General features: G+C 72.4%; 13 protein-coding genes. 4 read left to right on the plus strand and 9 right to left on the minus strand.

The window, feature by feature from the left end:
* Positions 1 to 60 precede the first annotated feature (60 nt).
* Positions 61 to 909, plus strand: coding sequence for a class I SAM-dependent methyltransferase (locus tag TBR22_RS20270; RefSeq protein ID WP_239489650.1), 849 nt, complete (start codon positions 61 to 63; stop codon positions 907 to 909).
* 131 nt (positions 910 to 1,040) lie between these two features.
* On the opposite strand, the gene TBR22_RS20275 is transcribed toward TBR22_RS20270, so the two are convergent.
* The 6 genes from TBR22_RS20275 to TBR22_RS20300 form a co-directional block, all read right to left on the minus strand.
* Positions 1,041 to 1,838 (minus strand): hypothetical protein, encoded by a 798-nt coding sequence (locus TBR22_RS20275; protein ID WP_239489651.1) that lies wholly within the window; start codon positions 1,836 to 1,838, stop codon positions 1,041 to 1,043.
* A 91-nt stretch (positions 1,839 to 1,929) separates the two neighbouring features.
* Positions 1,930 to 4,710, minus strand: coding sequence for a protein kinase (locus TBR22_RS20280; RefSeq protein ID WP_239489652.1), 2,781 nt, complete (start codon positions 4,708 to 4,710; stop codon positions 1,930 to 1,932).
* A gap of 3 nt (positions 4,711 to 4,713) precedes the next feature.
* Positions 4,714 to 5,280 (minus strand): RNA polymerase sigma factor, encoded by a 567-nt coding sequence (locus tag TBR22_RS20285; RefSeq protein ID WP_239489653.1) that lies wholly within the window; start codon positions 5,278 to 5,280, stop codon positions 4,714 to 4,716.
* 89 nt (positions 5,281 to 5,369) lie between these two features.
* Positions 5,370 to 6,332: a metallophosphoesterase gene (locus TBR22_RS20290; RefSeq protein WP_239489654.1), complete on the minus strand. Its 963-nt coding sequence runs from the start codon at positions 6,330 to 6,332 to the stop codon at positions 5,370 to 5,372.
* Positions 6,333 to 6,394: 62 nt separating this feature from the next.
* Positions 6,395 to 7,105, minus strand: a complete 711-nt coding sequence (locus TBR22_RS20295; RefSeq protein WP_239489655.1) for a hypothetical protein — start codon at positions 7,103 to 7,105, stop codon at positions 6,395 to 6,397.
* Positions 7,106 to 7,383: 278 nt separating this feature from the next.
* On the minus strand, positions 7,384 to 8,331 hold the full coding sequence (locus TBR22_RS20300) for a ThuA domain-containing protein (RefSeq protein ID WP_239489656.1): 948 nt from the start codon (positions 8,329 to 8,331) through the stop codon (positions 7,384 to 7,386).
* 51 nt (positions 8,332 to 8,382) lie between these two features.
* On the opposite strand from TBR22_RS20300, the gene TBR22_RS20305 reads away from it, so the two are divergent.
* The 3 genes from TBR22_RS20305 to TBR22_RS20315 are packed head-to-tail and all read left to right on the plus strand — an operon-like array spanning position 8,383 to position 15,350.
* Positions 8,383 to 10,290 (plus strand): PAS domain-containing sensor histidine kinase, encoded by a 1,908-nt coding sequence (locus tag TBR22_RS20305; RefSeq protein ID WP_239489657.1) that lies wholly within the window; start codon positions 8,383 to 8,385, stop codon positions 10,288 to 10,290.
* A 42-nt stretch (positions 10,291 to 10,332) separates the two neighbouring features.
* The gene (locus TBR22_RS20310) at positions 10,333 to 13,887 is read left to right on the plus strand and encodes a HEAT repeat domain-containing protein (RefSeq protein WP_239489658.1); all 3,555 of its coding nucleotides are present in this window, start codon (positions 10,333 to 10,335) and stop codon (positions 13,885 to 13,887) included.
* Positions 13,884 to 15,350 carry a hypothetical protein gene (locus TBR22_RS20315; protein ID WP_239489659.1) on the plus strand — a complete coding sequence of 489 codons (1,467 nt, stop codon included), beginning with the start codon at positions 13,884 to 13,886 and terminating at the stop codon, positions 15,348 to 15,350. The genes TBR22_RS20310 and TBR22_RS20315 overlap by 4 nt, the downstream gene beginning before the upstream one ends.
* 27 nt (positions 15,351 to 15,377) lie before the next feature.
* Here TBR22_RS20315 and TBR22_RS20320 read toward each other — a convergent pair whose 3' ends face one another.
* From TBR22_RS20320 to TBR22_RS20330, 3 genes are all read right to left on the minus strand, one after another.
* Entirely contained in the window at positions 15,378 to 18,218 is a 2,841-nt protein-coding gene (locus TBR22_RS20320) for a serine/threonine-protein kinase (RefSeq protein ID WP_239489660.1), read from the minus strand.
* 19 nt (positions 18,219 to 18,237) lie between these two features.
* The gene (locus tag TBR22_RS20325; protein WP_239489661.1) at positions 18,238 to 21,168 is read right to left on the minus strand and encodes a serine/threonine-protein kinase; all 2,931 of its coding nucleotides are present in this window, start codon (positions 21,166 to 21,168) and stop codon (positions 18,238 to 18,240) included.
* A gap of 103 nt (positions 21,169 to 21,271) precedes the next feature.
* Positions 21,272 to 23,656, minus strand: coding sequence for an ATP-binding protein (locus TBR22_RS20330; RefSeq protein WP_239489662.1), 2,385 nt, complete (start codon positions 23,654 to 23,656; stop codon positions 21,272 to 21,274).
* Positions 23,657 to 23,678: the final 22 nt, after the last annotated feature.

Here is a 23,678-nt window from a genome sequence, read left to right on the forward strand (position 1 = left end):
GGCTGGTCGTCGTCCGGGCACAGCTATCGGCGGCGCGCGTCGGACTGCGATACTGCGGGCGTGACCGCCCCACGCTGGATTGCCACCCGTCCCCTGTCCGCGGGCGTACTCGCGGCCGTGTTCACCTGCCTCTCGCCGGCAGCGACCCGCGCCCAGGCGACTCAGACCTACGAGCCGCTGTTCGCGCAGCCGGGCAAGGACGTGGTGTGGGTGCCGACGCCGGAGCCGATGGTGGCGCTGATGCTCGACATGGCGAAGGTGACAGCCGGCGACCTGGTGGTGGACCTCGGGTCGGGTGACGGGCGGCTGGTGATCGCGGCGGCCAAGCGGGGGGCGAGGGCGCGCGGCGTCGAGTTCAACCCCGACATGGTGCAGCTTGCACGGCGACGGGCCATCGAGGCCGGTGTGAAGGATCGCGCGACGTTCGTCGAAGGCGACATGTTCGCGGCCGACGTGTCGGACGCGACGGTGCTCGCGCTGTTCCTGCTCACCGAGAACATGAAGCGCCTGCAGCCGACGTTCCTGGCGCTGCGGCCGGGCACGCGCATCGTGTCCAACACGTTCGGCATCCCCGAATGGCCGGCCGACGAGCGCATCACGCGGCCGGACTGCTCCGCGTGGTGCACGGCGCTGCTGTGGATCGTGCCGGCGCAGGTCCACGGCGCCTGGCAGATCGCCAACGGACCGCGCCTCGAGTTCGACCAGCACTTCCAGAAGGTGACCGGGCGGCTCGCGGGTCCCGTGGGAAGCTCGCCGATACAGGGCGGGACGATTCGCGGGGCCGAGATCACGTTCACGATCGGTGACGAGTCGTGGCAGGCCAGGCTGGAAGGCGACCGCCTGGTGGGCACGCGCGACGAGCGCGGACGCGTGACGTCGTGGACCGCCACGCGCATCGCGACACGGTAGGCATGGCTCAGGGCTCACGGCTTCAGGCTCAGAGAGCGCTCTGAGCCTCGAGCCTTGAGCCGTACCCAGGTAGGGCGGGGTGTCCCACCCCGCCGCTGTCATGACGGCGTGGCGTCGGAGCCGGAGCCGACCTACAGCCGCCGCAGCGTGATCGTGAACGACACGCGATACAGCGGACCTACCGCCTGGATGGCGCCGCCGCTGTCGATCTTCAGCAGGCGGTTGATCCCCTGCTGCGAGAAGTCGCCAGCCACGGTGGCCGACTCCGGCGTGATCACCCAGTTGATGCAGCCCAGGCTGGCGCTGGTGGCCGTGCAGGTAACCTTGAAGCGATCGACACCCTGGAAGTTCTCCGGCTGGAACGAGAACCGGTACCACTGTCCGTCGACGTCGAGGAAGCGCAGGCTGCCCGGGCAATGCGCGACCTGGTCCTTGACCATCGTCCGGAAGTCCACGGCTGGCAAGGCCTCCGAGCACTTCGCGGTGAGGTGCGCCGTCACGCGGCCGTACGGCAACCGCTGCCCTGCGGCTTCGCTGAGCGCCGGCGTCGTGAAGAACCGCGAGTACTCCGGCGACACGACGCCATCGGACGCTTCCTTGTAGCGCAAGTCGAAGAACACCGTACGGCTGGATTTCACGAGCTTCGTGGGCGAGAGGCTGTAGAGCGTCAGGCTCCAGTCCGTGGCCGCCTGCTGGTTCACGATCAGCAGGTTGGTGACCGTCTTCACCTTGCCTTCCGTGAGCGGCACATACTCGCGCCCATCGTCGCTCCGCACCAGGAATCCCGGGTCGGGTTCCGAGCCTGCTGCGGGCGCCACGCCGCTGATCGTGGTGGCGATGTTGATGGTCGTGGACTTCTGGGCCTCGGAAGTAGCCGGCAACGCCACGTACAACACGAGCGCGGCGACGAGGTGCTGGATTCTGGACATCGATGGGCCTCCCAACCCGCCGCGACTCGTGGCGGCACCTCCCTAAATGCGTCGAGCGCGTGAGACGCACAGGGGCAGGCAGGCCCCAGCTTCAGCGGGTCGGAAGGCGGGAGATGACGAGTTCAGGCGACAGCACGCGCTCCGGAAACGCGATGCGCCGTCCGCCGGGGTGCACACTCAGGGTGCTGGGCCCTCCGAAGCCCCGGAACTTCAGGTCGTGCGGCAGGCCGTCGACTGCCCCGATGCTCCACAACTGCCCGAGGTCGTCGCCGAGGCCGCGGGCATAGAGAAGATGCGCACCATCTGGAGTCCACGCGTGGAGCGAGAGCCACTTCGGCCATGTCGACTGCACGCGGACGACCGGCGCGCTGCCCCGCCGTTGAACCTCGATCGCCATCACTTCCGCGTCCGGCGGGCCCGAATGCCGCATGAAGGCGATGGCACCGCCGTCGGGAGACAATGCGAATCGCCCTGGCCTCGAACCGGGCTCCACCTTCACCACGATGCCCTCACGGCCCGAGCCGAGGTCGCGCGACACGATGCCGCGCCTGGGGTCGGTGTAGAGAAACGATCGGCCATCCGGCGAGAACTGCGCGAACGCCGGCGCGTTGACGCCGAGCCGCACGAGTGGCGTGGTCTCGCCTGTGATGACCTCCACGCGGTAGTAGCCCCACGAGGAGGCCTCGGCCGTGTCGCGGCCCCATACGGCCACATGGCGACCGTCGATCGTCCAGCGAGGCGTGTAGCCCCCGAGAAATGACAGCGGCACCTGCACGCGACGCGTGCGGCCGGTCCGTACGTCCTGCACGGTGAGCGTGCGCTCGGGCGTCATGCCTGGCACGGCCTGGCGGATGGTGAAGTAGGCCAGATGACGTCCGTCGGGTGACCACGAGGGGCTGACGTGGTTGCCGATCTCGGCAGGATCCACATGCGCGGCCCCGCCGATCGCGGGGCTGCGGTGAACGTCGAACGGCGCCGTGTAGACCTCCGCGGACGCCAGCGACGCGAGTCGCCAAAGCACTCCATCGTCGGTCACGCGCAAGTCGAAGAGGCCGCCGAGCGCCGGCTCCACCAGCGACGCCACTGCGGCAGCCCCGGCACCCTCGATCGGCAACGTCCACAGCTCGTCCCCGGAAGGCTCCCGCCGGACGAAGAAGAGCCGGGTCGGGGCGCCGGCCAATCGGGGGAGCACGGCCGGGCCGTCGTGCACGCGGCGCACGACGCCTGAGGCGACGTTCACCAGGGACACGCCCGACTCGGCCTCGGTGCCGTTCACGGCTATGGCGGCCTGGTTGCCGTCAGCCGATACGGTCGCCGTCACGAGGCCGGCGGTCACCGCCAGCAGCGGACGCGGGGGCGTGCCCGCTCCATCGGCCAGCGCGACGACGTCCTGTGAGCCGCCGAACGCCCTGAGCGCGACGAGGAGGGTCCGGCCGTCGGCAGACCAGGCCAGCGGCGTGGGCACCGACTGCCACTGCGCGGAGAGGAGGACGCGCGGTTCGCCGCCGGGGGTACTGGTCCGAACTTCCCATCCCGCGTCCGGCCTGCGCCACGCATACGCGGCACGCGACCCGTCGCGCGCGAGGATCGCCGAGCCTGGGCTCCCCGCCGCCTCGTCGGCGGGCACGAGGACCTCGTCCTCACGTGTGGCGATGCGGTACCGACGGATGTTGCCCGGCCCGTCCACATAAGGCACGCAGCAGCCGTCGCCCGACAGAGGCCCGATGGGTTGGGCCGGCAACACGATCCTCCGCGGACTGCCGTCGTCGGCAGGCGCGAGAATCGCCGGCCGGGGCGCGCGCTCGAGGGCGAGACTTGCCAGCGCGGCCGTGATCGCGACGACAAGGCCGCTGACCAGCCCGAAGGAAGCGCGTGCCGTCCGCGGCCTGCTCGAGACGGTGCGCTCCAGGGCCGCCTGCATCGAGCTGGCAGAGGCGTAGCGCTCGGCCGGACGCAGGGCCATCGCGCGGTCGATCACGGAAGCAAGGCCCCCCGGCAAGCGTTCGTCGGCGACCGCGCTGCGTTCGCGCCGGCGGTGCGCGGACTGCAGCGCCTCGAGCGAGTCCCCCTCGATCGGATAGGTGCCCGTCGCGAGGACGTGCAGCAACACGCCGACCGCGTAGATGTCGGAGGCGGCCGTGGGCGACGCGCCCTGGAGAACCTCCGGCGCGAGGTAGAGCGGCGTTCCCTGGAGGGCCGACGGTGACTCGGTCGACCGCCGGCCGGCACCGAGGTCCATCAGGATGATGCGCCCCGTGCGATCGCGCATGACGTTCTGCGCCTTGACGTCGCCGTGGACGAGACCGGCTGCATGGATGGCGGAGAGTCCGGCACAGACGGCCACGCCCGTGGCGACGACGTCGGACGCCGGCAGGGGCCCGCCTGCCGCAAGACGATGATGGAGCGTCTCGCCGTCGACCAGTTCCATCCAGAGGCCGGTACGCCCGTCGATGCGGTCGGCCCCGTGGACGGTGACGACGTTCGGGTGACGCACGCGGGCCAGGCGGATGCCTTCAGAGTGGGAGGACTGATCGGCGTCGTGCCGTGCCGGATCGCGCAGCAGCTTGAGTGCCACGTCGCGCTGGAGGCTGCGGTCGCGAGCCAGGTAGACGTCGCCGTGCGCGCCTCGCGCAAGGTGTGCGATCACGTCCAGTGGTCCCCAGCGCGTCGGCAGGGGCAGGACGTCGCCGACCGGCACGTGGGCGCGCGCGACCTGCGCGATGTCTCGAAGGGCCGCGAGTGTGCGCTGCAGGTCCGGATCGGTCACCGTGCCAGGCGACGACACCGCGTCCCAGTCGAAGGGCGTGTGGTCGGCGAGCGCGTCCAGCGCCTGCCGCACGGGAGGGCGCGGCTCACGAACGTGGTCCGTCATCGGTCACACCGACTTCATCTCCTCGGCGAGGCGCAGCAAGGCGCGCTGCAGGGCCATGCGGGCGGCGTTGCCCGACGGCTTGCCGAATGCGTCGGCAAGCTCCGCGTGCGACATGCCGAACTCCACGTGCGCCACCACCAGCTCGCGGTCGGCCGGCCGCAACCGCTCGAGCGCATCGTCGTACCGCGACAGGAGTTGGCCACCGATGGCCTCCTCGAGCGGCGAGGCGTCAGGCGCCTCGACATCCAGCTCGAACGCCTCACCGGGCGGACGAATGCGCACCCGGCGAATCTCCTGACGGATCGCATTGAGCAGCACCTGCCGCAGGTACGCCTGGAGCGAACCCTCGCCCCGGATCTCGATCGCCCCGATCTTCCTGAATGCCTGGACGAGGGTGTCCTGCACGAGGTCTTGGGTTTCGGCCAGGTGGCGCGCGTACGCAGGCAGTCGTCCGCTCGCCCAGCGGACGAGCCGGGGCCTGTACCGCGCGATCAGGGCCTCGAGCGCCGCAGCATCGCCCGCCTGCACGCGGTGCAGGAGGTCGACCGACGACTCCGCGTGGGACGACATGTGATCGAGGCCGATATTCTACGCGGGTTCGACGGGCCGGCTGAGGGCTCCAGGCTCAGAGAGCGTTCCGAGCCGCGAGCCGTGAGCCTCTAGTGGCAGACGTCGACGCCGGAGTCGACGATGCCCGACGAGGTGTGGAACTCCCAGCGGTAGCCGGTCGGCTGGAAGGTGAAGCGGATGACGCCGTACTCCATCACCTTGGCCTCCGACGTCGGCCTGAGTCCGCCGGAGCGGTAGATGGGCGCGCCGCCGGTCCCGACCGTGAAGAGCCGCATGCCGCGCGACGACGGCACGCCGTTGGGGTCGATGGCCGCATGCCGTTCGTAGTGATGATCGTGCCCGGAGATCACCAGGTCGGCGCCGGCCTCCGCCAGGATCTGCCACAGATCGCGGACCCCCGGGTTGTCGCCGTTCGGGCCCGAACTCAGGAGCGGCCGGTGGATGATCGCCGCCGTGCACGCCGTGCGCCTGGCCTGCAGGTCGGCGCGCAGCCACGCCGCCTGCGCCGAGCCGGGCGACATCGGGATCTCGCTGTTCAGCGACACGACGTGCCACGGTCCGACGTCGTACGAGTAGTACCCGACGCCGTACGGCCCGGCGCGTTCCCCGTAGTAGTCGAAGTAGCCACTCGCGCCCGGCGTCTCGTACTCGTGGTTGCCCGGGGTCGCCCAGGTCCGTGACTTGAAGCGCCCCCAGGACTTGTCGTAGCACTGCTGGAAGTCGGTGAGCCGACCGTGCATGTAGGCGTTGTCGCCGGCCGTGAACACCACGCCGCTCATCCGCTCGATGATCGCGGCCGTCGCGGTCGCGCCGGGCGTGGCCCCCGAGGGCTCGCAGTACCCGATGTCGCCGGCGCCGATGAAGAACGCCTCCGACGAGGCCCCGATCGGCGAGGTCGGCGGCGTCGGCGACACCGGCGTGCTCGGCGACGAGGCGCCCTTGTCGCACCCGACCAGCAGCGCCAGGCCAAGAGCGAGTACGCAGGCCCAGCCGCGCGGCTTCGGAAAGGCCGCGGACCGGACCACCGGGCGACGGAAGGACGTGGCGAGCATCCGGGAGCGTTCGGCTGTGCCGGTCAGCATACGACCACCTCGGCCGTTGTCAAACCGCGACATCATGGGCGGGTGCCCTCGACGGCGGCGCGGACCGCGTCGACGATGAGCCGCGGCAGTTCTTCCTCGAGTTGGAGCAGGTCCGCGGAGGAGCGGTCGAAGGTGTCGGCCCAGAGGTGCGTGTCGGTGGTGGCGTCGACCAGTTGCGCGGTCACCCGCACGCGCTCGCCGACCCTGGTCACCGAGCCTTCGAGCACCAGGTCCACGCCGAGTTCGGCCGCGATCGCCGGCAGCTTCTTGTCCGAGCCGCGGTAGGCCATCGAGGAGGTCCGCGACACGACCCGCCACCCGCGGTCCCTGGCCAACTGCGCGATCAGGGCCTCGGTGAGCCCCGCGCACAGGTCCTGGTCGGCCTGGCCGGGCATGTGCGACACGAGTGGCAGGACGGCGATCGAGCGGTGGTCGTGGGGTGATGCGGGGGCGGTGACGGCCGCGCCGCCCGGGCGTCCGGGCCCCACCTCGTCGGGCGTGCCGACGCCGTACGTGCGCACCACGTACACGCCGAGCACGATGGTCGCGATGGCGCCGATCAACTGGGCCAGGATGCGTCCGACGAAGGAAATCCAGGCTGCGCGGACCTTGTCGCGCTTCTTGCGGGCATGGAGCCTGTCGAGGTCGGACGGCTGGGGGGCCGCGTCGTGACTTTCGAGGTCGGCGGGCCCCTGCACGTCGACGTGCTCGATGTCGTCGAGTGGGGCGGACCCGTCGGTCATGACAGCGCGCCCGGGTGTGCGGGCGTCTCCTCTGGTGTGCCACTGGCCCGGCCCCGTCCCAGCGGCGGAACCGTCCAACCCCTACAGTACTACCAACCGGAGCGGCCGGCGAGGCGAGACGTTGGGCGCCCTCGCCGCGGCGTCCCTGGGCGGGGCCTCACCGTCGCCCAAGGGCGACGGCCACGTTCCGCCTTCGCCAAGGCCTCGGCGGACAAGCCGGCGTTCGGCGTTCGGCGTTCGCTGTTCGCCGTTCGCTGTTCGCCGTCAGACGTCAGCCGTCACTTGGCATCGAGTCCGTTGAGGCCGCGCGCGAAGTTGGGGTCGATGGCGTTCAGGTCGGCGCGGTAGCTCACCACCGACGCGGTCGGGAACGTCGACGGCACCTTCTGCGTGACCGCGCCGGTCGCCACCCACTCGGTGGCCCGCTGGAGCGTCGTCACGAAGCCGACGCAGCTCATTGCCACCACGTCGTGGCCGAGCACCGTGTGGAACGTCCGGCCCTTGCCGAAGCGGCTCACCATGAGGATCGGCTCGTCGCGCCCGGTGCCGTTGTTGGATGGGTCGGCGTAGGCGGTGGCGAGGATGGTCATGGCGGTGCCCGGGCCGCGCAGGTGGGCGTAGAGTTCGTCGCCCTGGTGCATCCACGCCGCCGGCAGCCCGCGGGTGATCGGGTGGTCGGCGACGCGGGTGCGGATCACGTACGGCGTACGCCGCCCGTGCGACGCCCCGGGTCCGTCGGCGGGATCGCTCACCAGCTTGTCGTCCTTGTAGTACCAGTAGGGCCCTGACGCGACCGTGCGCCCACGCCAGCCGCCGACGCCGATCATGTCGTTCCAGGCCTTCCACGTCGGGAACGCGTTGTCGGCCGCGTGCACGAACACGGCGCCACCGCCGCCGGACACGTACTGCTCGAACGCGGCCCGCAGGGGGGCGGGCCAGCGCTCGTCGGGCGCGTCGTAGTTGAGGAGCACCGCGCCGTACGCCTTGAAGTCGGGGACCCAGCCGTCCAGCACGCCGGTGGCGGCCGGAGCGGTCACGACGGTGACGTCGAAGCGACCGGTCTCCTCGAGGGCCTTCTTCATCAGCGGCGTCGTCAGCTGCCACTTGTGGTACGGGCCGCCGCTCTCGCCGTCGAGCAGCATCACCTTCACGCGCGCGGGGCCTTGCGCCACCACGCCGACGCCCAGGGCGACGATCGCCGCCAGGCCGAGTAGGAACTGTCGCATCCGCACTCCTGATCGAGTAGGTCCGGGAGGTGTATGGTAGTCGAGCCGCCCATGTCCGGTAACCCGGAAAACGCCGACCTGCACGCACTCGGCCTCTACACGCTCGTCGACGTCCTCGAGTCCCTGCCCGATGCCTGCACCCTGAGTCGGGCGGTGCGCGACGCCGACGGGCGCGCCGTCGACATGACCCTGGTCTGGATGAACCGGCAGGCGCGGGCCGGCCAGCCGGCCCCCGAAGCCGCCCTCGGTCGATGCTGCACCGAGCTGTGGCCACAGATGGTCGAGAACGGTTCGTTCGGCGCCTGCATGCGCGTCCTCGATTCCGGGCAGGCCGAGCGCGGCGAGTTCGACTGGACGGAGCGCACCACCTACGCTGGCGGCTACTACGACTGGGCGGCGACGCGGGTCGGCGACGACCTGCTCCTCTGGGTGCTGCGCGACGCGAGCGACCGCTTCCGCCGCACGCTGGAGAGCGAGGCGCGGCTGACCGGCATTCTCGCGGCCGCACCGGACGCGGTGATCGTGATCGGCGAGGACGGGCGCATCACGCTCGCCAACGACGCATGCGAGGCGCTCCTCGGCTGGACGCCCACTGAACTCGCCGGCGAGGCCATCGAGATCCTGATGCCGGAGCCCGAGGCTCGCGAGCACGCCGGCTGGTTGCACCGGTACTCGGAGACCGGCGAACCCCACGTGATCGGCACCAGCCGCGACGTCATCGCCAGGCACCGCGACGGGCGCGCGATCGCCGTCCGGCTGTCGGTGAGCGAGACGACCCTGTTCGGGCGGCGTGTCTTCACGGGCATGCTGCACGACCTCCGCACCCGGCAGCAGCTCGAGGCACAGCTGCGCCACGCGCAGAAGATGGAGGTGGTCGGGCGGCTCGTCGCCAGCGTGTCGCACGACTTCAACAACGTCCTCACGATCATGACGGCGGCCAGCGCCCTGCTGGAGCCCCTCGTGACCGCGCCGCCGGCGCGCGATCTGGTGCGCGAGATCGTCGAGGCGACGCAGCGCGGCACCGCGCTCACCCAGCAACTGCTCGCGCTGGCGCGCCCCCGCGAGGCGGCCATCGAGGACGTCGACCCGGCCGCCATCGTCGGTCGCCTCGAGGCCAGCATGCGGCGCCTGGTCGGGCGGGACGTGGCGGTGCAGTTGGACCTCGCGGCCGAGGGCGAGTCGATCCGCGCCGACGTGCCGGCCCTGGAACAGGCGTTGCTCAACCTGGTCGTCAACGCGCGTGATGCGATGCCCGACGGCGGCACGTTGACGCTGTCCACGCGTGTCGCCGAGGGCGGCGTCGAGGGAGCGCCCGACGAGGGACGATGGATGGCCTTGATGGTGCAGGACACCGGCACGGGCATGACGCCCGAGGTGATCGCGCGGGCCTGTGAACCGTTCTTCACCACCAAGCCGGAAGGCCGGGGGACGGGACTCGGTCTGTCCTCGGTCCGCGACCTCGTCGATCGACTCGACGGGCGCATGACCATCGACAGCGTTCCCGACGTCGGCACCACCGTCACGCTGTGGTTCCGGAGCCTGCCCGGGGCGCTCACCTCGACCGTCGCCCGCGCCGATGCATGGTCGGGCAGCGAACGCGTCGTGCTCGTGGACGATGACGAGGCGATCCTCCGCCTGATGGAGCAGGCGCTGCGCCACAAGGGCTACGGCGTCCATGCCGCGTCGAGGGCCGACGAGGCGCTCGCGCTGCTCGACGCACACAGCGACGTCGACGTCCTCGTGGCCGACATCGTCATGCCTGGCATGGATGGACTGACGATGGTGCGCCAGGTGCTGGACCGGCACGCGCGCCTCAAGGTCCTGCTCGTCTCCGGCTTCACGCCCGACTTCGACGTGCGGGCGCTCCCGCCCCGGACGGCCTTCCTGGCCAAGCCGTTCACCGCCCGGGAGCTGGCGATCGCGCTCCAGGAGCTGGTCCGCGCGACGCGCCTCGCCTGAGCGTCCACGGGGCTGCAGATCGTGATAGATCTGCAGGTTCCCATGAATCGTCGCAGGTCGTCCCTCCTCGTCCTGGCCGGGTTGTCGCTGGCCTCGAGTGTCATGCTCCGCGGCGCGCAGGCCCCCGCCACGCCGCGCCCGCCGGCGACGCCGGGTGCGGTCGTCACGCTGCCGGCCGCCGACGCCGCGCGAGTGGCCGCCGAGGCGCGCGCCAGAGTGTCGGTGGACGTGGCCGAGGGGGTCGAGCTCTCGCTGTGGGCGCCCGAGTCGCTGCTGGTGGACCCCGTCGCCATCGACATCGATCCCGACGGCACGCTGTATGTGACCAGCACGACCCGCAACAACATGCCGCTGGACATCCGGGGCCACCAGGACTGGATGGCCACCGTGCACACGCTGCGCAGTACGGCCGACCTGCGCGCCTTCTACCGGAAGGTGATGGCGCCGGCCAACAGCGAGAAGAACGGCTGGATTCCCGATCTCAACAAGGACGGGTCGCGCGACATCCGCGACATGCGCGAGATGAAGGAGCGGATCTACCGCATCCGCGACACCGACGGCGACGGGCGCGCCGACCAGTCGCGGCTCGTCTTCGAGGGCTTCAACGACGACCCCGCGTTCGACATCCTCGGCGGGGTCCTGTCGCAGGGCGGCTCGCTGATCGTCGGCGGCCCTCCCGGCGTGTACCGGCTGCGTGACGTCGACGGCGACGGCGTGTACGAGCAGCGGACCCCGATCGCGGAAGGCTTCAACACGCACCCGGCCTTCGGCGGGCACGGGGTGTCTGGCGTCACGATGGGCCCCGACGGGCGGCTGTACTGGGAGGTGGGCGACATCGGCTTCCACATGGTCGACAAGGCGGGGCGCACGTGGAGCCTGCCCAACCAGGGCGCCGTCCTGCGATCGGAACCCGACGGCTCGAACTTCGAGGTGTTCGCCACCGGCATCCGCAACCTGCAGGAGTTCTCGTTCGACGACCGTGGCAACCTGATCAGCATCGACAACGACGGCGACCACGCCGGCGAGAAGGAGCGGCTCGTCTACCTGCCTTACGGGTCCGACAGCGGCTGGCGCTCGAACTGGCAGTACGGCAAGTACACCGATCCGCGCAACAACCGCTACAACGTCTGGATGCGCGAGGGCCTGTTCAAGCCGCGGCACGACGGCCAGGCCACGCACATCCTGCCGCCGATCGAGAACTGGTACGCGGGCCCGTCGGGCATGGCCTACAACCCCGGCACCGCGCTCTCCGACGCCTGGAAGAACCACTTCTTCGTCTCGAGCTTCCAGGGCGCCGCGCCCGGCGGCCGCGTGTACGGCTTCACGCTCGCGCCCGACGGCGCCGGCTTCCGCAAGGACAAGGAGACGCTGCTGACGCGGGGCATCCTCGTCGTGGGCATGAAGTTCGGCCCCGACGGCGCGCTCTACCTCACCGACTGGATCACCGGCTGGGACTCCAAGGACAACGGCCGCCTCTGGCGCGTCGACACGCCGGCGACGGCCGGAAGCCCGATCCGCAAGGAGGTGCAGGCGCTGCTCGGCGCCGACCTCGCACAGCGGCCGGTGGCCGGCGTCGTGGCCCTGCTCCGACACGCCGACATGCGCGTGCGGCAGAAGGCACAGTTCGATCTCGTGCGCCGCGGCGACGTGCAGGCCCTGCTCGGGGCCGCGCGCGACCGCGACAGCCTGCATGCGCGGCTGCACGGCATGTGGGGCGTCGCGCAGCTGGCGCGAAAGGTGCCCGCCCACGCCGCCGAGCTCGTGCCGTTCCTGTCCGACGCCGACGGCGAGATCCGCGCCCAGGCTGCCCGGCTGCTCGGCGACGTCCGCCACGCCGCCGCGGCCGAGCGATTGCTGCCCCTGCTCTCGGACGCCGAGCCGCGCGCCAGGTTCTTCGCCACCGAGGCCCTCGGTCGGCTCGGCTACCGCCCCGCCGTCGCCCCCATCATCGCGATGCTGGCAGCCAACGACGGCCGCGACCAGTGGCTGCAGCACACCGGTGCCGGCGCCCTCGCCTCGATCGGCGACGCGGCGGCCCTCGAGGCGCTGTCGACGCACGGATCGCGGGGCGTGCGGCTGGCGGCCGTGGTGGCGCTGAGGCGCCTGCGGCATGCGGGCGTCGCGCGCTTCCTGCAGGACGCCGATGCGGCCGTGGTCACCGACGCGGCCCGGGCCATCAACGACGATGACGGGATTGCGGGAGCGGTGCCGGCCCTCGCAGCGTTGCTGCCCGACGTGCCGGTCACCAACGAGCCACTCGTGCGCCGGGCCATCAACGCCAACGTCCGGCTCGGCACGGCCGACGCCGTGGCCCGCATCGAGGCCTTCGCTCGGCGTGCCGAGGCAGCCACGGAGCTGCGGGTCGAGGCGATTGCCGCGCTCGGCGCCTGGAGCGACCCCTCCCCCATGGACCGCGTCGACGGCTTCTACCACGCGCAGGTGACCATTGCCGCACCGCGGCGTGCCGGCGCCGACCCGGTCGCCGAGGCCACGTTCCCGCGCCCGGTGCTCGCGTCGACGCAGGCGCCCGCGCGCCGGCCGGGGGCCCGTCCCGTCAGGCCGACGGCGCCGCCGCGCGACGCGGCGGCAGCGCGTGCCGCCGTCGAGCGCCTCGTGCAGGACGCCCAGGGGCAGCCCAAGGTCGACGTCGACGTGAAGGTGGCGCTCGCCGAGTCCGCGGGTCGGATCGGCGCGAAGGCGGCGGCGCCCGTGCTGCAGGCACAGCTCGCCGGCGATCCGTCGGTGCTCGTGCGCACGGCCGCGCTGCGCGGCCTGCAGGCGATGAAGGCCGGCGACATGAGCGCGCTGATGCAGACGGCCCTCGCCGACAAGGATGCCACCGTGCGACGTGCCGCGCTGGCGCTCCTGCCAGGCCTCCCGATCCCCGCGGCGGCCAAGGCCGAGCACCTCGGCTCGGTGGTCAGGACCGGCGGGCTGGCCGAGCAACAGGGCGCGATCGAGGTGCTGGGCACGCTGAAGTCGCCGGAGGCGCGCGCGTTGCTGGCCACCTACCTCGACGATCTCGACGCCGGCCGCCTGGCGCCGGGCCTGCAGATCGATCTCGTCGATGCGGTGCAGGTGGACGGCAGCGAGGCGCTGCAGCAGCGGCTCGAGGCCTACCAGCGCAAGCAGCAGGCCGACGCGCTCATCAAGGCATTTCGCGCCGCCTCGCTCACCGGCGGCGACGCGCGCAAGGGACAGCAGGTCTTCAACAACAACCCGCTGGCCGAGTGCACGCGCTGCCACGCGCTGCGCGGTCGCGGGGCCGACGTCGGGCCCGACCTCACGCGCATCGGCGCCACGCTCACCCGCGAGCAGATCTTCGAGGCGCTGACCGAGCCGAACAAGCGCATCGCGCCAGGCTTCGGCACCGTGGGCCTGACCTTGAAGGACGGCTCGCGCATCGACGGGACGCTGAAGGAGGAGACCGAAGCCGAGGTCGTCGTGCTCACCGGCACCCCCGCCGAGACACGCCGCATCAGGAAGGCCGACATCGCCGAGCGCACCGACCCGGTGTCGGCGATGCCACCGCTCGGCCTGGTGCTCAAGCCCCGCGAGGTGCGCGACCTCATCGAGTTCGTCAGCGGCCTGCGGTGAGCGACGCGCGGCGTGCGCCAGGAACGGCCCGGTCGGAGGCCGGGCCCTACCCGTTGCTGCTCGCCGGTGCCGCGGCCGGCGCGATGGGGTGGGGCATCCGCGGGCAGTACGGCCACGAGACGGGCGCGATGATCGCGGGCCTGCTCGTGTCGCTCGCAATCGTGCTCGGGTTGCGCCCGCGTGCCTCGTCGGCGTGGGCGATGCGCGCCGTCGCCTTCGGCACGATCGGCGTCGGCTTCGGCGGCGCGATGACCTACGGCCAGACGATCGGCCTCACGCAGGACGCGGCGCTGGTCGGCAACCTCGCGGCGTTGCGGTGGGGCCTGACCGGGCTGGCCGTCAAGGGCGCGGTGTGGATCGGCTTCTTCGGCGCGTGCCTCGGCATGGGGCTCGGGACGACGCGGTACCGCTCGCGCGAGCTCGCCCTGCTGATGCTGGCGCTGGTCGCCGTGGCGATGGCGGGCGTGTGGCTGCTGAACGAGCCGTACGTGCCGGCCGAGCGCCTGCTGCCACGGCTCTACTTCTCGGCGAGCTGGTACTGGCGGCCCGATGTCGTCGACCTGAAGCCGAGGCGCGAAGTGTGGGGCGGCCTGCTGCTCGCCCTCGCCGCACTCGGCATCTACACGCGGTGGCGGGGAGATCGCCTGGCGCCACGCCTGCTCGGATGGGGCCTGCTCGGCGGTGCACTCGGGTTCCCGCTCGGCCAGTGCCTGCAGGCGTACCACGCCTGGCATCCCGACACGTTCAGCCGCGGCCTGTGGGCGGCCTTCGACCCGTTCGTGAACTGGTGGAACGCCATGGAGACGACGTTCGGCGGCGTGATGGGGCTGTGCGTCGCGCTCGGTGCGTGGCGACACCGCGCCCTGGTCGCCGCGCCGGCCTCGTGGGCTCCCCTCGCGGACGCGGCCGACGTCCACGCGCCGGGCGGATGGCTGTCGCCGTGGATCGAGTGGACCGGGCTCGCGGTGCACGTCGCCCTGCTCACGATCGCCGAGTTCACCGATCTGCCCGGACTCGGGCGCTACGCCGACGTGTCACTGCTGATGGGCGTGCTGCCGCTGGCGCTGGTCACGACCGGACGCTGGTCGCCGGCCGCCATCGCCCTCCCGGTGACGCTCCTGCCCATCGCCGGCAAGACCGCGGGCCGCCTGGTGTTCGAGCAGCACCAGCTGGCGCCACCCATCGGCGTGTTCCTCTACGTGGTGCTGCCGCTGGGGCTGGCGTGTGGCCTCGCCTGGTGGCTGGTGCGAGGCGCGGCCGGCCGGCGCGACGACGGCCACGGCCTGCGCGTCACGCTGCTGGCGAGCGCGTGGCTCTACTTCTGGCTGAACTTCGCGTTCTTCGACGTGCCCTGGCCCTGGGCGCCCTGGACCACGCGCACGATCCACGCGCTGGTGTTCTTCGCGTGCGCGTGCGTCCTCACCTGGCACGCGCTCCGGCCAGCCCGCGGGAGCCACGCCTAGCTGTTCGGTGCTCGGCGTTCGGCGTTCCTATCGCGTCGCCGCAGCTTCGGCGACGCGACGCTCACGCTCGGCGGCCAGCGCGGCCGAGATGACCGACCCCGGCACGTCGTCGGCAGCACGCCACCATTGGAGCAGGACGTCGAACGCCTGTCGGCTGCCGGCGCGGTCGCCGGCGGCGAGCAGCGACTCGGCCAGGCCGAGTTGCGCCATCGGGACGAGTGGCGAGAACGGATCGGTACCGCGATGCTCGACGATCTGGCGATAGATGCGCGCCGCCTGGTCGGGCGCACCGGCCTCGGCGTATGCGCGCGCCTCGAGGTAGGTCGGCGCGAGCGCCGCGATGAAGCCGAACTGCGACGGCGAGGCGGGACGCAGGGCCTCGAGCGCCTCGGCCGAACGGTGCCGGGCCAGTGCGATCGCGCCACGGGCCACGGGCACGTACACCGACTGGAGGAACGTGTCGGCGGGCCGTGCGCGCTGACGCGTGGCGACAATGCCCTCGGCCTCGTCGGGGAGCCCGGCCAGCGCCAGCGCCAGCGCCGCGCGCAGCGCCGGCTCGGGCGCCGTGGACGTGCGTGCCACCTCACGCGCCTGCGCGATGCCGCGCCCGCGATCGCCGTAGAGCACCTCGGTGAGCGCCGCCCACGCGGTGTACCCGGAGGACACCTGCGTGAACTTCTGGGCCTCCGCGGCCTCGATCACCTTCGCAAAGAGGGCCCGCGCCTCCGCGAGCCGGCCGTGGAAGGCGGCATCCTGCGCCTGCGCGCCGACGATGTCGAACCCGCGCTGTCGCGAGGCGGCCCACGTCACGTGTTGCTGCGCCGCGGCATCGTCGCCCAGCAACCGCGTCACCTGGTACAACAACCGGCGCATCGGCACGGTCTCGAGGTTCTGCGCGATGGCGCGCTCGGCCACGGCGCGGGCGCTGGCGAACTGGTTCTGGCCGCGGCGCGCGTGCGCGAGGTTGGAGTACGGGAACGCGTGCGCCGGGTTGCGTCGCATCGCCTCCTCGGCCTCGGCCGCCGCGGCGGTGAACTCCCCGAGCCGGTTGAGCAGCACGGCCAGCGCGTTCGGCGCGCGATAGTCGCGCGGGTAGGTGCGGCTCCACACCTCCAGCGCCTCGCGCGCCTGCACCTGGTCGCCCGTGACGCGGTCGTGGTACTGGTACGTGATGAAGAGGCGTTCGCGCTCGCTGACGCGTTCGCGCTTCTCGTAGGCCAGTCGCGCGTAGGTCTCGCTGCGGCCCGTCTCGCCGAGGCCGCCGTACGCCGACGACAGCGTCGTGTACGCCAGCGCGAAGCCCGGGTCGGCGGCGATCGCCTTCTCGAGCCAGCGGATGCCGTCCATCTCCTGGCCGGCGGCCCGGCGCGCCGCGGCTTCGGTGTAGGCCTTGAGCGCCTCGAGCGAGGGCGTCGTGGCGTCCTCGATGGGCACGTTGTGCGCCGACAACGACGTGCGCGGCTCGCCGAGCGCCGTGCGCACCGAGGCCGTCAGCTCGCCGAGCACGCGCAGCACGTCGTCCTTCTTCGGCACCTCGGCCTGCTCGCGCGCGATGGCAGCGCCGGTCTCGCAATCGGTCGCCACCAGGACGATGAGCGTGTTGCGGCCGGCCGCCGAGACGCTGCCCTCCAGCATCGCCTGCACGCCGAGGCGCTGGCACAGCTCCGCGGCGGCGCCGTGCGTGAGGGCGGCATCGGCCGGCCGTCCCATCATCTTCAGCCCGTCGCGCATCCGCTCGTCGGACACGACGTCGAGGTACGGCGACTGGCCCAGGTACACGCCGACGGCCTGCCGGAGGGTGCCCTGGAAGTCCGGGTCTGCCGTGCCGTTGGTGATATCGGTGAGCAGCACCGTGTTGCGGGGACGGGGCGAGCCGGCAGCGCCCGGCAGCCAGCCCTGATGCCACGCGGCCGCGCCCGCCGCCGCGAGCCCCACGACGAGCCCCGCCGCCGCGAGCGGCCACCGCCCCATCGCCGCCAGCCGGGCCCGCGGGCCACGGCGCCGGCGCGCCTCGCGCAAGGCGTCGAGCAGGTCCTGCGAGGACGCGTACCGGCGGTGCGGATCCTTCTCGAGCGCTCGCATGATCGCGCCCGCGAGGACGGACGGCACACGCCGGTTCAGGCGGCGCGGCGGCGCCGGCACCGCCGTCACGATGGCGCGCGACACGTCGGCAGCGGTCGCGCCCGCGAAGGCGCGCACGCCGGTCACCATCTCGTAGAGCAAGGCGCCTGTCGAGAACACGTCGCTGGCCGCGATTGGTGGGTGGCCGGCGACCTGCTCCGGCGACAGGTACGGGTCTCCTTCGTCGAGCGCCGCCGGGACCGGGGGCTCGATGTCGACGGCAGTGGTGGCGAAGGCGCCGAGGTCCGGGCCTGCGGCCGACGGGTCGGCGACCGCGGCGCCGAGGCCGAGCAGCTTCACGTGCCCGTCGAGCGTGACCCGGATCTGCGACGGTCGCACGTGGCCGTGGACCAGGCCGCGACGATGCACGGCACACAGGGCTCCGGTCAGCTGGATCCCGAGGTCGAGCGCGCGTTCGATCGGCAGGGGCCCGTCGGCGAGCATCTCGTCGAGCCGCTGTCCCGACAGCAGTTCGCGCACGACGTAGGGCTCGCCCTGCTCCTCACCCCAGTTGTGCACGGCGCAGATGTGCGGATGGGTGACCAACGAGGCCACGTGCGCCTGCCGACGGAAGCGCTCGACGGCCTCGGGGGTGGTGTCCGCGGTGCGGCGCAGCACCTGCACGGCGACGGTGCGCTGCAGGCGGGCGTCGCGGGCCCGCCAGGTCTCGATCGCCCCGTCCTGCCCGATGAGCTCGAGCAGTTGATAGTGCGCGATCTGGCGCGGCGCGGGGGAATCGACGGTCACGGGCAGCGGGTTCCGGCGGTCAGGGCGCCCGGCGCGCCGACGTTGCCGTGGGCGGGGCCCCGGCAGTCGTCGACGGCACGCGCGTGAGGCCATCGTACTCCGCTTGCGCCACCCGTCGCGGCGGGAAGTCGTCGTCGGCGGCCCGCCAGAACGCCAAGGCCATCTCGTAGGCGGTACGGCTCGCCGCGGTCTCGCCGGCGGCGGCGCGCACCCGCGCCAGGCCGAGCCAGGCCAGCGGCACCATCGGCGCGTACGGGTCGGTGCCGCGGTGGCGTACCAGCGACTCGTACTCGCGGGCGGCGTCCGGCCAGGCCCGCTGCAGACGCAATGCCTCGGCGCGCAGGTACAGCGGCACGAGGGCACCGAGCCCACCGGCCTCGGTGGCACGGGCGGGCTCGAGCGCGGCGACGGCGTCGGCGGGACGTCCGGCGTGGATGGCGATCGCCCCGCGCGCCACGGGCGCGAGCACGGTGCGCACGTAGGTCGACTCGGGCGATCGCCGCTCCCCCTCCTCGACCATCTGTCGGGCCTGGGCCTCGCGGCCCGCCAGTCCGAGCGCGGCGGCCGCCCGGAACCGGCCGACGCCGCCCGCCTCGTCGGCGGGTCGGACCAGGGCGAGGACGCGGGTCACGCGGGCGCCGAGGTCGGGCCCCGGGCGATACACGGCTTCCAGCCAGGCCAGGTGCGCAATCTGGCCTGCGGCGTTGCCGGGCAGGCCGCGCGCCACGGCGAGGTCGACGGCGCGGCGGTACAGCGCCTCGCCCTCGCGCCAGCGCCCCTCGAACATCGCGATCTGCCCCTGCGCGGCCACCAGGTCGAACTCGCGCGGGCGCCCCCTGGCCCACGTCAGCTGCTGCGCCGCCGACGGGTCGCCGGCCATCACGGCGAGCTGGTACAGCAATCGGCGTGTCGGCATCGTCGCCGAGTCCTGCGCCACCCCTTCCTGCGCGATGCGGCGTGCCTCGTCGTAGCGCCCGAGGCCGCGCTGGGCGACGGCGAGGTTGGACACCGCGAACGGGTGGGCCGGGCTGCGACGCAGCGCCTCCTGCGCGGCGGCGACCGCCTTCTCGTACTGGCCGAGGCGGTTGTAGACCACCGACAGCGCGTTGGCGGGCACGAAGTCGCGCGGGTACGCGGCCTGCCACGCGAGGAGGGTCTCGACGACCGCGTCCTGGTTGCCGGTGACGCGGTCGTGGTACTGGTAGCGGATGAACAAGCGTTCGCGTTCGCTGACGCGTTCCTGGTGCGCGAACGCCTCGCGCGCGTGCCGCTCGCTCCGCTCGAGCTCGCCGATGACGCCATAGACCGTCGAGAGCGTCGCGTGCGCCTGCGCGAAGTTCGGGTCGAGGGCAATCGCCTGCTTGAAGAAGGCCAGCGACTCGAGCTCGCGGCCCCGCCGGCGCTCCTCGAGCCCGAGCGCATAGGCCTTCAGGGCCGGCAGCGACGGCGTCGTCGCCTGCGCCACCGGGACGTCGAAGCGGGCCAGCGACGGGAGCGACTCGCCGAGCGTGGTGCGCAGCTGCGAGGCCAGCGTGCCGAGCTCGGTCAGCACGGCCTCGCTGCCCGACGCGTCGGCCTGCATCCGCCCGAGCGTCTCGCCGGTGCGACAGTCGGTGGCCGCCAGGGTGAGCAGGTAGTGGCTGCCGAAGGGCGCGAGCCGGCCGTCGATCATGGCCTTGACGCCGAGCCGCTGGCAGACCTCGCGCGCCACGTCGTGCGTCAGGCGGGTCGCCGCGTCGCGCCCCATCAGGCGCAGCGTCTCGCCGACGCGCTGGTCGGACACGACGTCGAGGAACGGCGACTGGCCCAGCTGCACCTTCAGCGCCGTGACCAGCGTGTCGTCGAACACCTGGTTGCCGGTCGCGTTCTCCACGCTGCCGATGACGATGCTGTCGCGGTCGGTGAGCGCCGGCGTGCGACGGGCGTACCACGCATACCCGAGACTGCCGGCCACCGCCAGCACCGAGGCCGCCAGCGCGACCTGCGCCCAGGCCGGGCGCGCCGCGTTCGCAGCCGGCACGCCGGCCGGCCCCACCCGTGGCGCGGCGCCGCTCGGCGCGTCGGCGCGGGCCAGGTCGGTCGCCAGGTCGCTGGCGCGCTGGTAGCGCTGCGCCGGGTCGGCCGCCAGCAGCTTGACGATGATGGCCTCGAGGGCGCGCGGCACGGCGGGATTGAGCGAGCGCGGCGGCACGAACACGCCCTGCGTGATGCGGCCGAGCACCTGCGCCACCTCGTCGCCCTCGAAGGCGCGGCGGCCCGTTGCCATCTCGTAGAGCACGCTGCCCAGCGAGAACAGGTCGGTCCGCGGGTCGAGCGGCTCGCCACGCGCCTGCTCCGGCGACATGTAGAACACGGTCCCCATCGCCATGCCGGTCTGCGTGAGGTGCAGCGGCCGGGAGCCCGAGCCCGGCCCCTGGGCGGCCGACGAGGGATCGGCGGTGGGGATTGCGCCGGAGTGCGTCGTCGCGACGGCTTCGTCAGACGCCAGCCGCGCCAGGCCGAAGTCGAGCACCTTGACGTGATCGCCGTCGGTGACGAACAGGTTGGCGGGCTTGATGTCGCGATGGATGATGCCGCGCCGGTGCGCGGCGTCGAGCGCGTCGGCCACCTGCCGCGCGATGCCGATCAGGCGCCCGGCGGGCATCGGTCCGTCCTCGATGAGCTCGCGGACCGTCACGCCATCGAGCCGCTCCATCACGATGAAGGCCTGGCCCTCGTGTTCCCCGAGCTCGTGGATCGTGCAGATGTGCGGATGTTGCAGCGACGAGGCGAGGCGCGCCTCGCGCCTGAACCGACTCAGCCATTCGCGGGACGTCGCGACCTCCGGATGGAGGATCTTGATCGCCACCTCGCGGCGGAGGCGAGTGTCCTCGGCACGATGGACCTCGCCCATGCCGCCGACACCCAGCAGGCCGAGAAGGCGATAGTGCGAGAGGAACGCTGCCGCCATCACAGGGGAGTCGCACGCGAGGCGTGCGCAGCCGGGAACGACCGCCGATTGTAGCAGACCGCCACGCACCATGGGTGGCTTCTGCCGGGCGGCCACGACGGCATCAGCGCGGCCGCCGGCCTTCCTCGAGCGCGCGACGCACGTGCGTCAGGAGTGCCTGCGGCAGGAACGGCTTGCCGAGCAGCAGCATCGCGTCGTCGGCGGTCGTCTCGAGATGATCCGTGTAGCCGGACATGTACGCCACCGCGATGTCCGGGCGCATCTCGCGCAGGCGCCGGGCGACCGTGAAGCCATCCTGCTCGGGCATCACCAGGTCGGTGAGCAGCAGGTCGATCGGTCCCTCGTGCCGTGACGCGACCTCGTACGCGGCCTCGCCGCCAGACGCCTCGAGCACCGTGTACCCGGCATTGCGCAGCAACAGGCAGACCAGCGTCCGGAGCTCCGCCTCGTCATCGACCACGAGCACGACGGAGGCGCTGCGGGCCCGCGCGACCTCGGTCGCGCCGCCGCTCGGGGTGTCGCCGCAGGGCACGGCCGGCAGCCAGACGGTGAACGTGGTGCCCTGGCCGATCTCGCTGTCCACCGCGATGCGCCCGCCCTGCTGCGTGACGATCGCGTAGACGGTGGCCAGCCCGAGCCCCGTGCCGCGGCCGATCTCCTTGGTCGTGAAGAAGGGCTCGAAGATGCGCGCGCGCGTCGCGGCGTCCATGCCGGTCCCGGTGTCGGCCACCGTCAGCACGACGTGCCTGCCCGGCCGCAGGCCGGCCGGTGCCGGGCCGTCGGCCTCGACCGCGTCGGCACGCGTGGCGATTGTCAGGGCCCCGCCCTGAGGCATGGCGTCGGCGGCGTTGATGACCAGATTCATCACCACCTGTTCGAGCTGGCCGGCGCCGAGCTCGACGCAACCGGCCTCGGCCGACAGGTGCAGCGCGAGGGACACCCGCTCGCCGCAGAAGCGGCGCAGCATCGGCTCGAGGCCGCGGACCACCGGCGTCACCTCGATGCGGGTCGGCCGCGCCACCTGCTTGCGGCTGAAGGCGAGCAGGTTGTGGGTCAGCGTCGCGGCCTGCTCGCTCGCCTTGCGAATCTGCTCGAGGGCCTCGAACTCCGTCGTGCCTTGGCGCATCCCGGCGCGCAGGAGCTCGCAGTAGCCGAGCGTCACGGTGAGCAGGTTGTTGAAGTCGTGCGCGACGCCGCCGGCCAGCCGGCCGACCGCCTCCATCTTCTGGGCGTGCCGCAGTTCCTGCTCGGCGCGCGCCCGCTCGTCCTGCTCCCGCAACAGCGACCGGTTGCTCTCCTCGAGCGCGCGGTTGGCCGAGATGAGCGCCCGCGCCTGGTCGTCGCGCACGGCCTCGGCGCGCCGGCGGCGGATCACGTTGAGCACGAAGCCGACGATGATTGCCGACTGCAGGCCGATGAAGCCTGCCGCCGACCAGATGGCCCGCCAGTTCGCCTGGTAGAACGTCGGCGGCGTCCGGTGCACCACGATCGTGCCCGGCGGGAGGTTCTCCTCCACGATGCCGTAGCGGCCGAAGACGCGCGCGTCGAACTCGAGCGGCGTCTCGGTGTCCACCTCGATCGGGATCGAGGCCGGCGACCTGCCGGCCAGCACCTGCAGCGCCCTGGCGCCGATCAGCCGGCCGTGCGACACGCCGGTCCCGGACGTGACTGCCAGCAATCCCTGCTCGCGCGTGTCGTAGGCGATGGCCACCACCGGCGCACGCGAGGCACCGACGATGGCCGGCATCGTGTCGCGGGCGTCGAGGGCCCGGTCGGTGACATCGGCGATCACGGGCGAGGCGAGCACGACGTCTTCGGGGGCCACGTCGGTGCGCAGGCGGTCGAGGAGCGCCTCGAAGGTCGTGGATGCCGCCGAGAGCGACTCGAAGGCGACCCCAGGGTGACGGGGCGCCACCTGCGCGAACTGCGCCTGGAACCCCTCGCCGCCGGCGTCGGCCGAGGTGACCACGAACACCCGTCGCGTCCCGGGCCGCGCGGCCAGCACCGTCGCCACGATGCTGTCGATGCGGAACTCCTCGCGCAGTCCCGTCACCCGGGCGCGCGGCACGCGGTCGACGAGGCCGCGGGCCTGCACGCCGCCGAAGACGACGGGGATGCCGGTGAAGACCTCGGGGTGCGTGAGCACGAACTCGAGCGCCGCATCGTCGCAGGTGACCACCAGGCGCGGCGGCGCGTTGGCGTACTTGGCCGCGAGGACGTCACGCATCAGGCCGAGATACGCCGCCCCCCCGTGCCGCCGCGCGTCGAGGTATTCCTCGCGGAGATCGACGCTGATGCCGCCCTCCGTCAGCCGGTCGAAGAGCCCCTCCGAGACGTCGTGCTCCCACTCGGAGCTCGGGTCGTAGGACTGCAGGAGCACGACGAGCGCGGGTGGTGCCCCGACGCGCGCGGTCTGGGCGATGACACTGCCGGCCAGTGCCCAGGCAAGGAGACACGCCAGCGTCGCGACGCGTGGGATGGAAGCCATCGAGCCAGCCCGACTGTACATC

Origin of the sequence: Luteitalea sp. TBR-22 (assembly GCF_016865485.1) — a bacterium.
In the GTDB taxonomy this organism is placed as follows: Bacteria; Acidobacteriota; Vicinamibacteria; order Vicinamibacterales; family Vicinamibacteraceae; genus Luteitalea.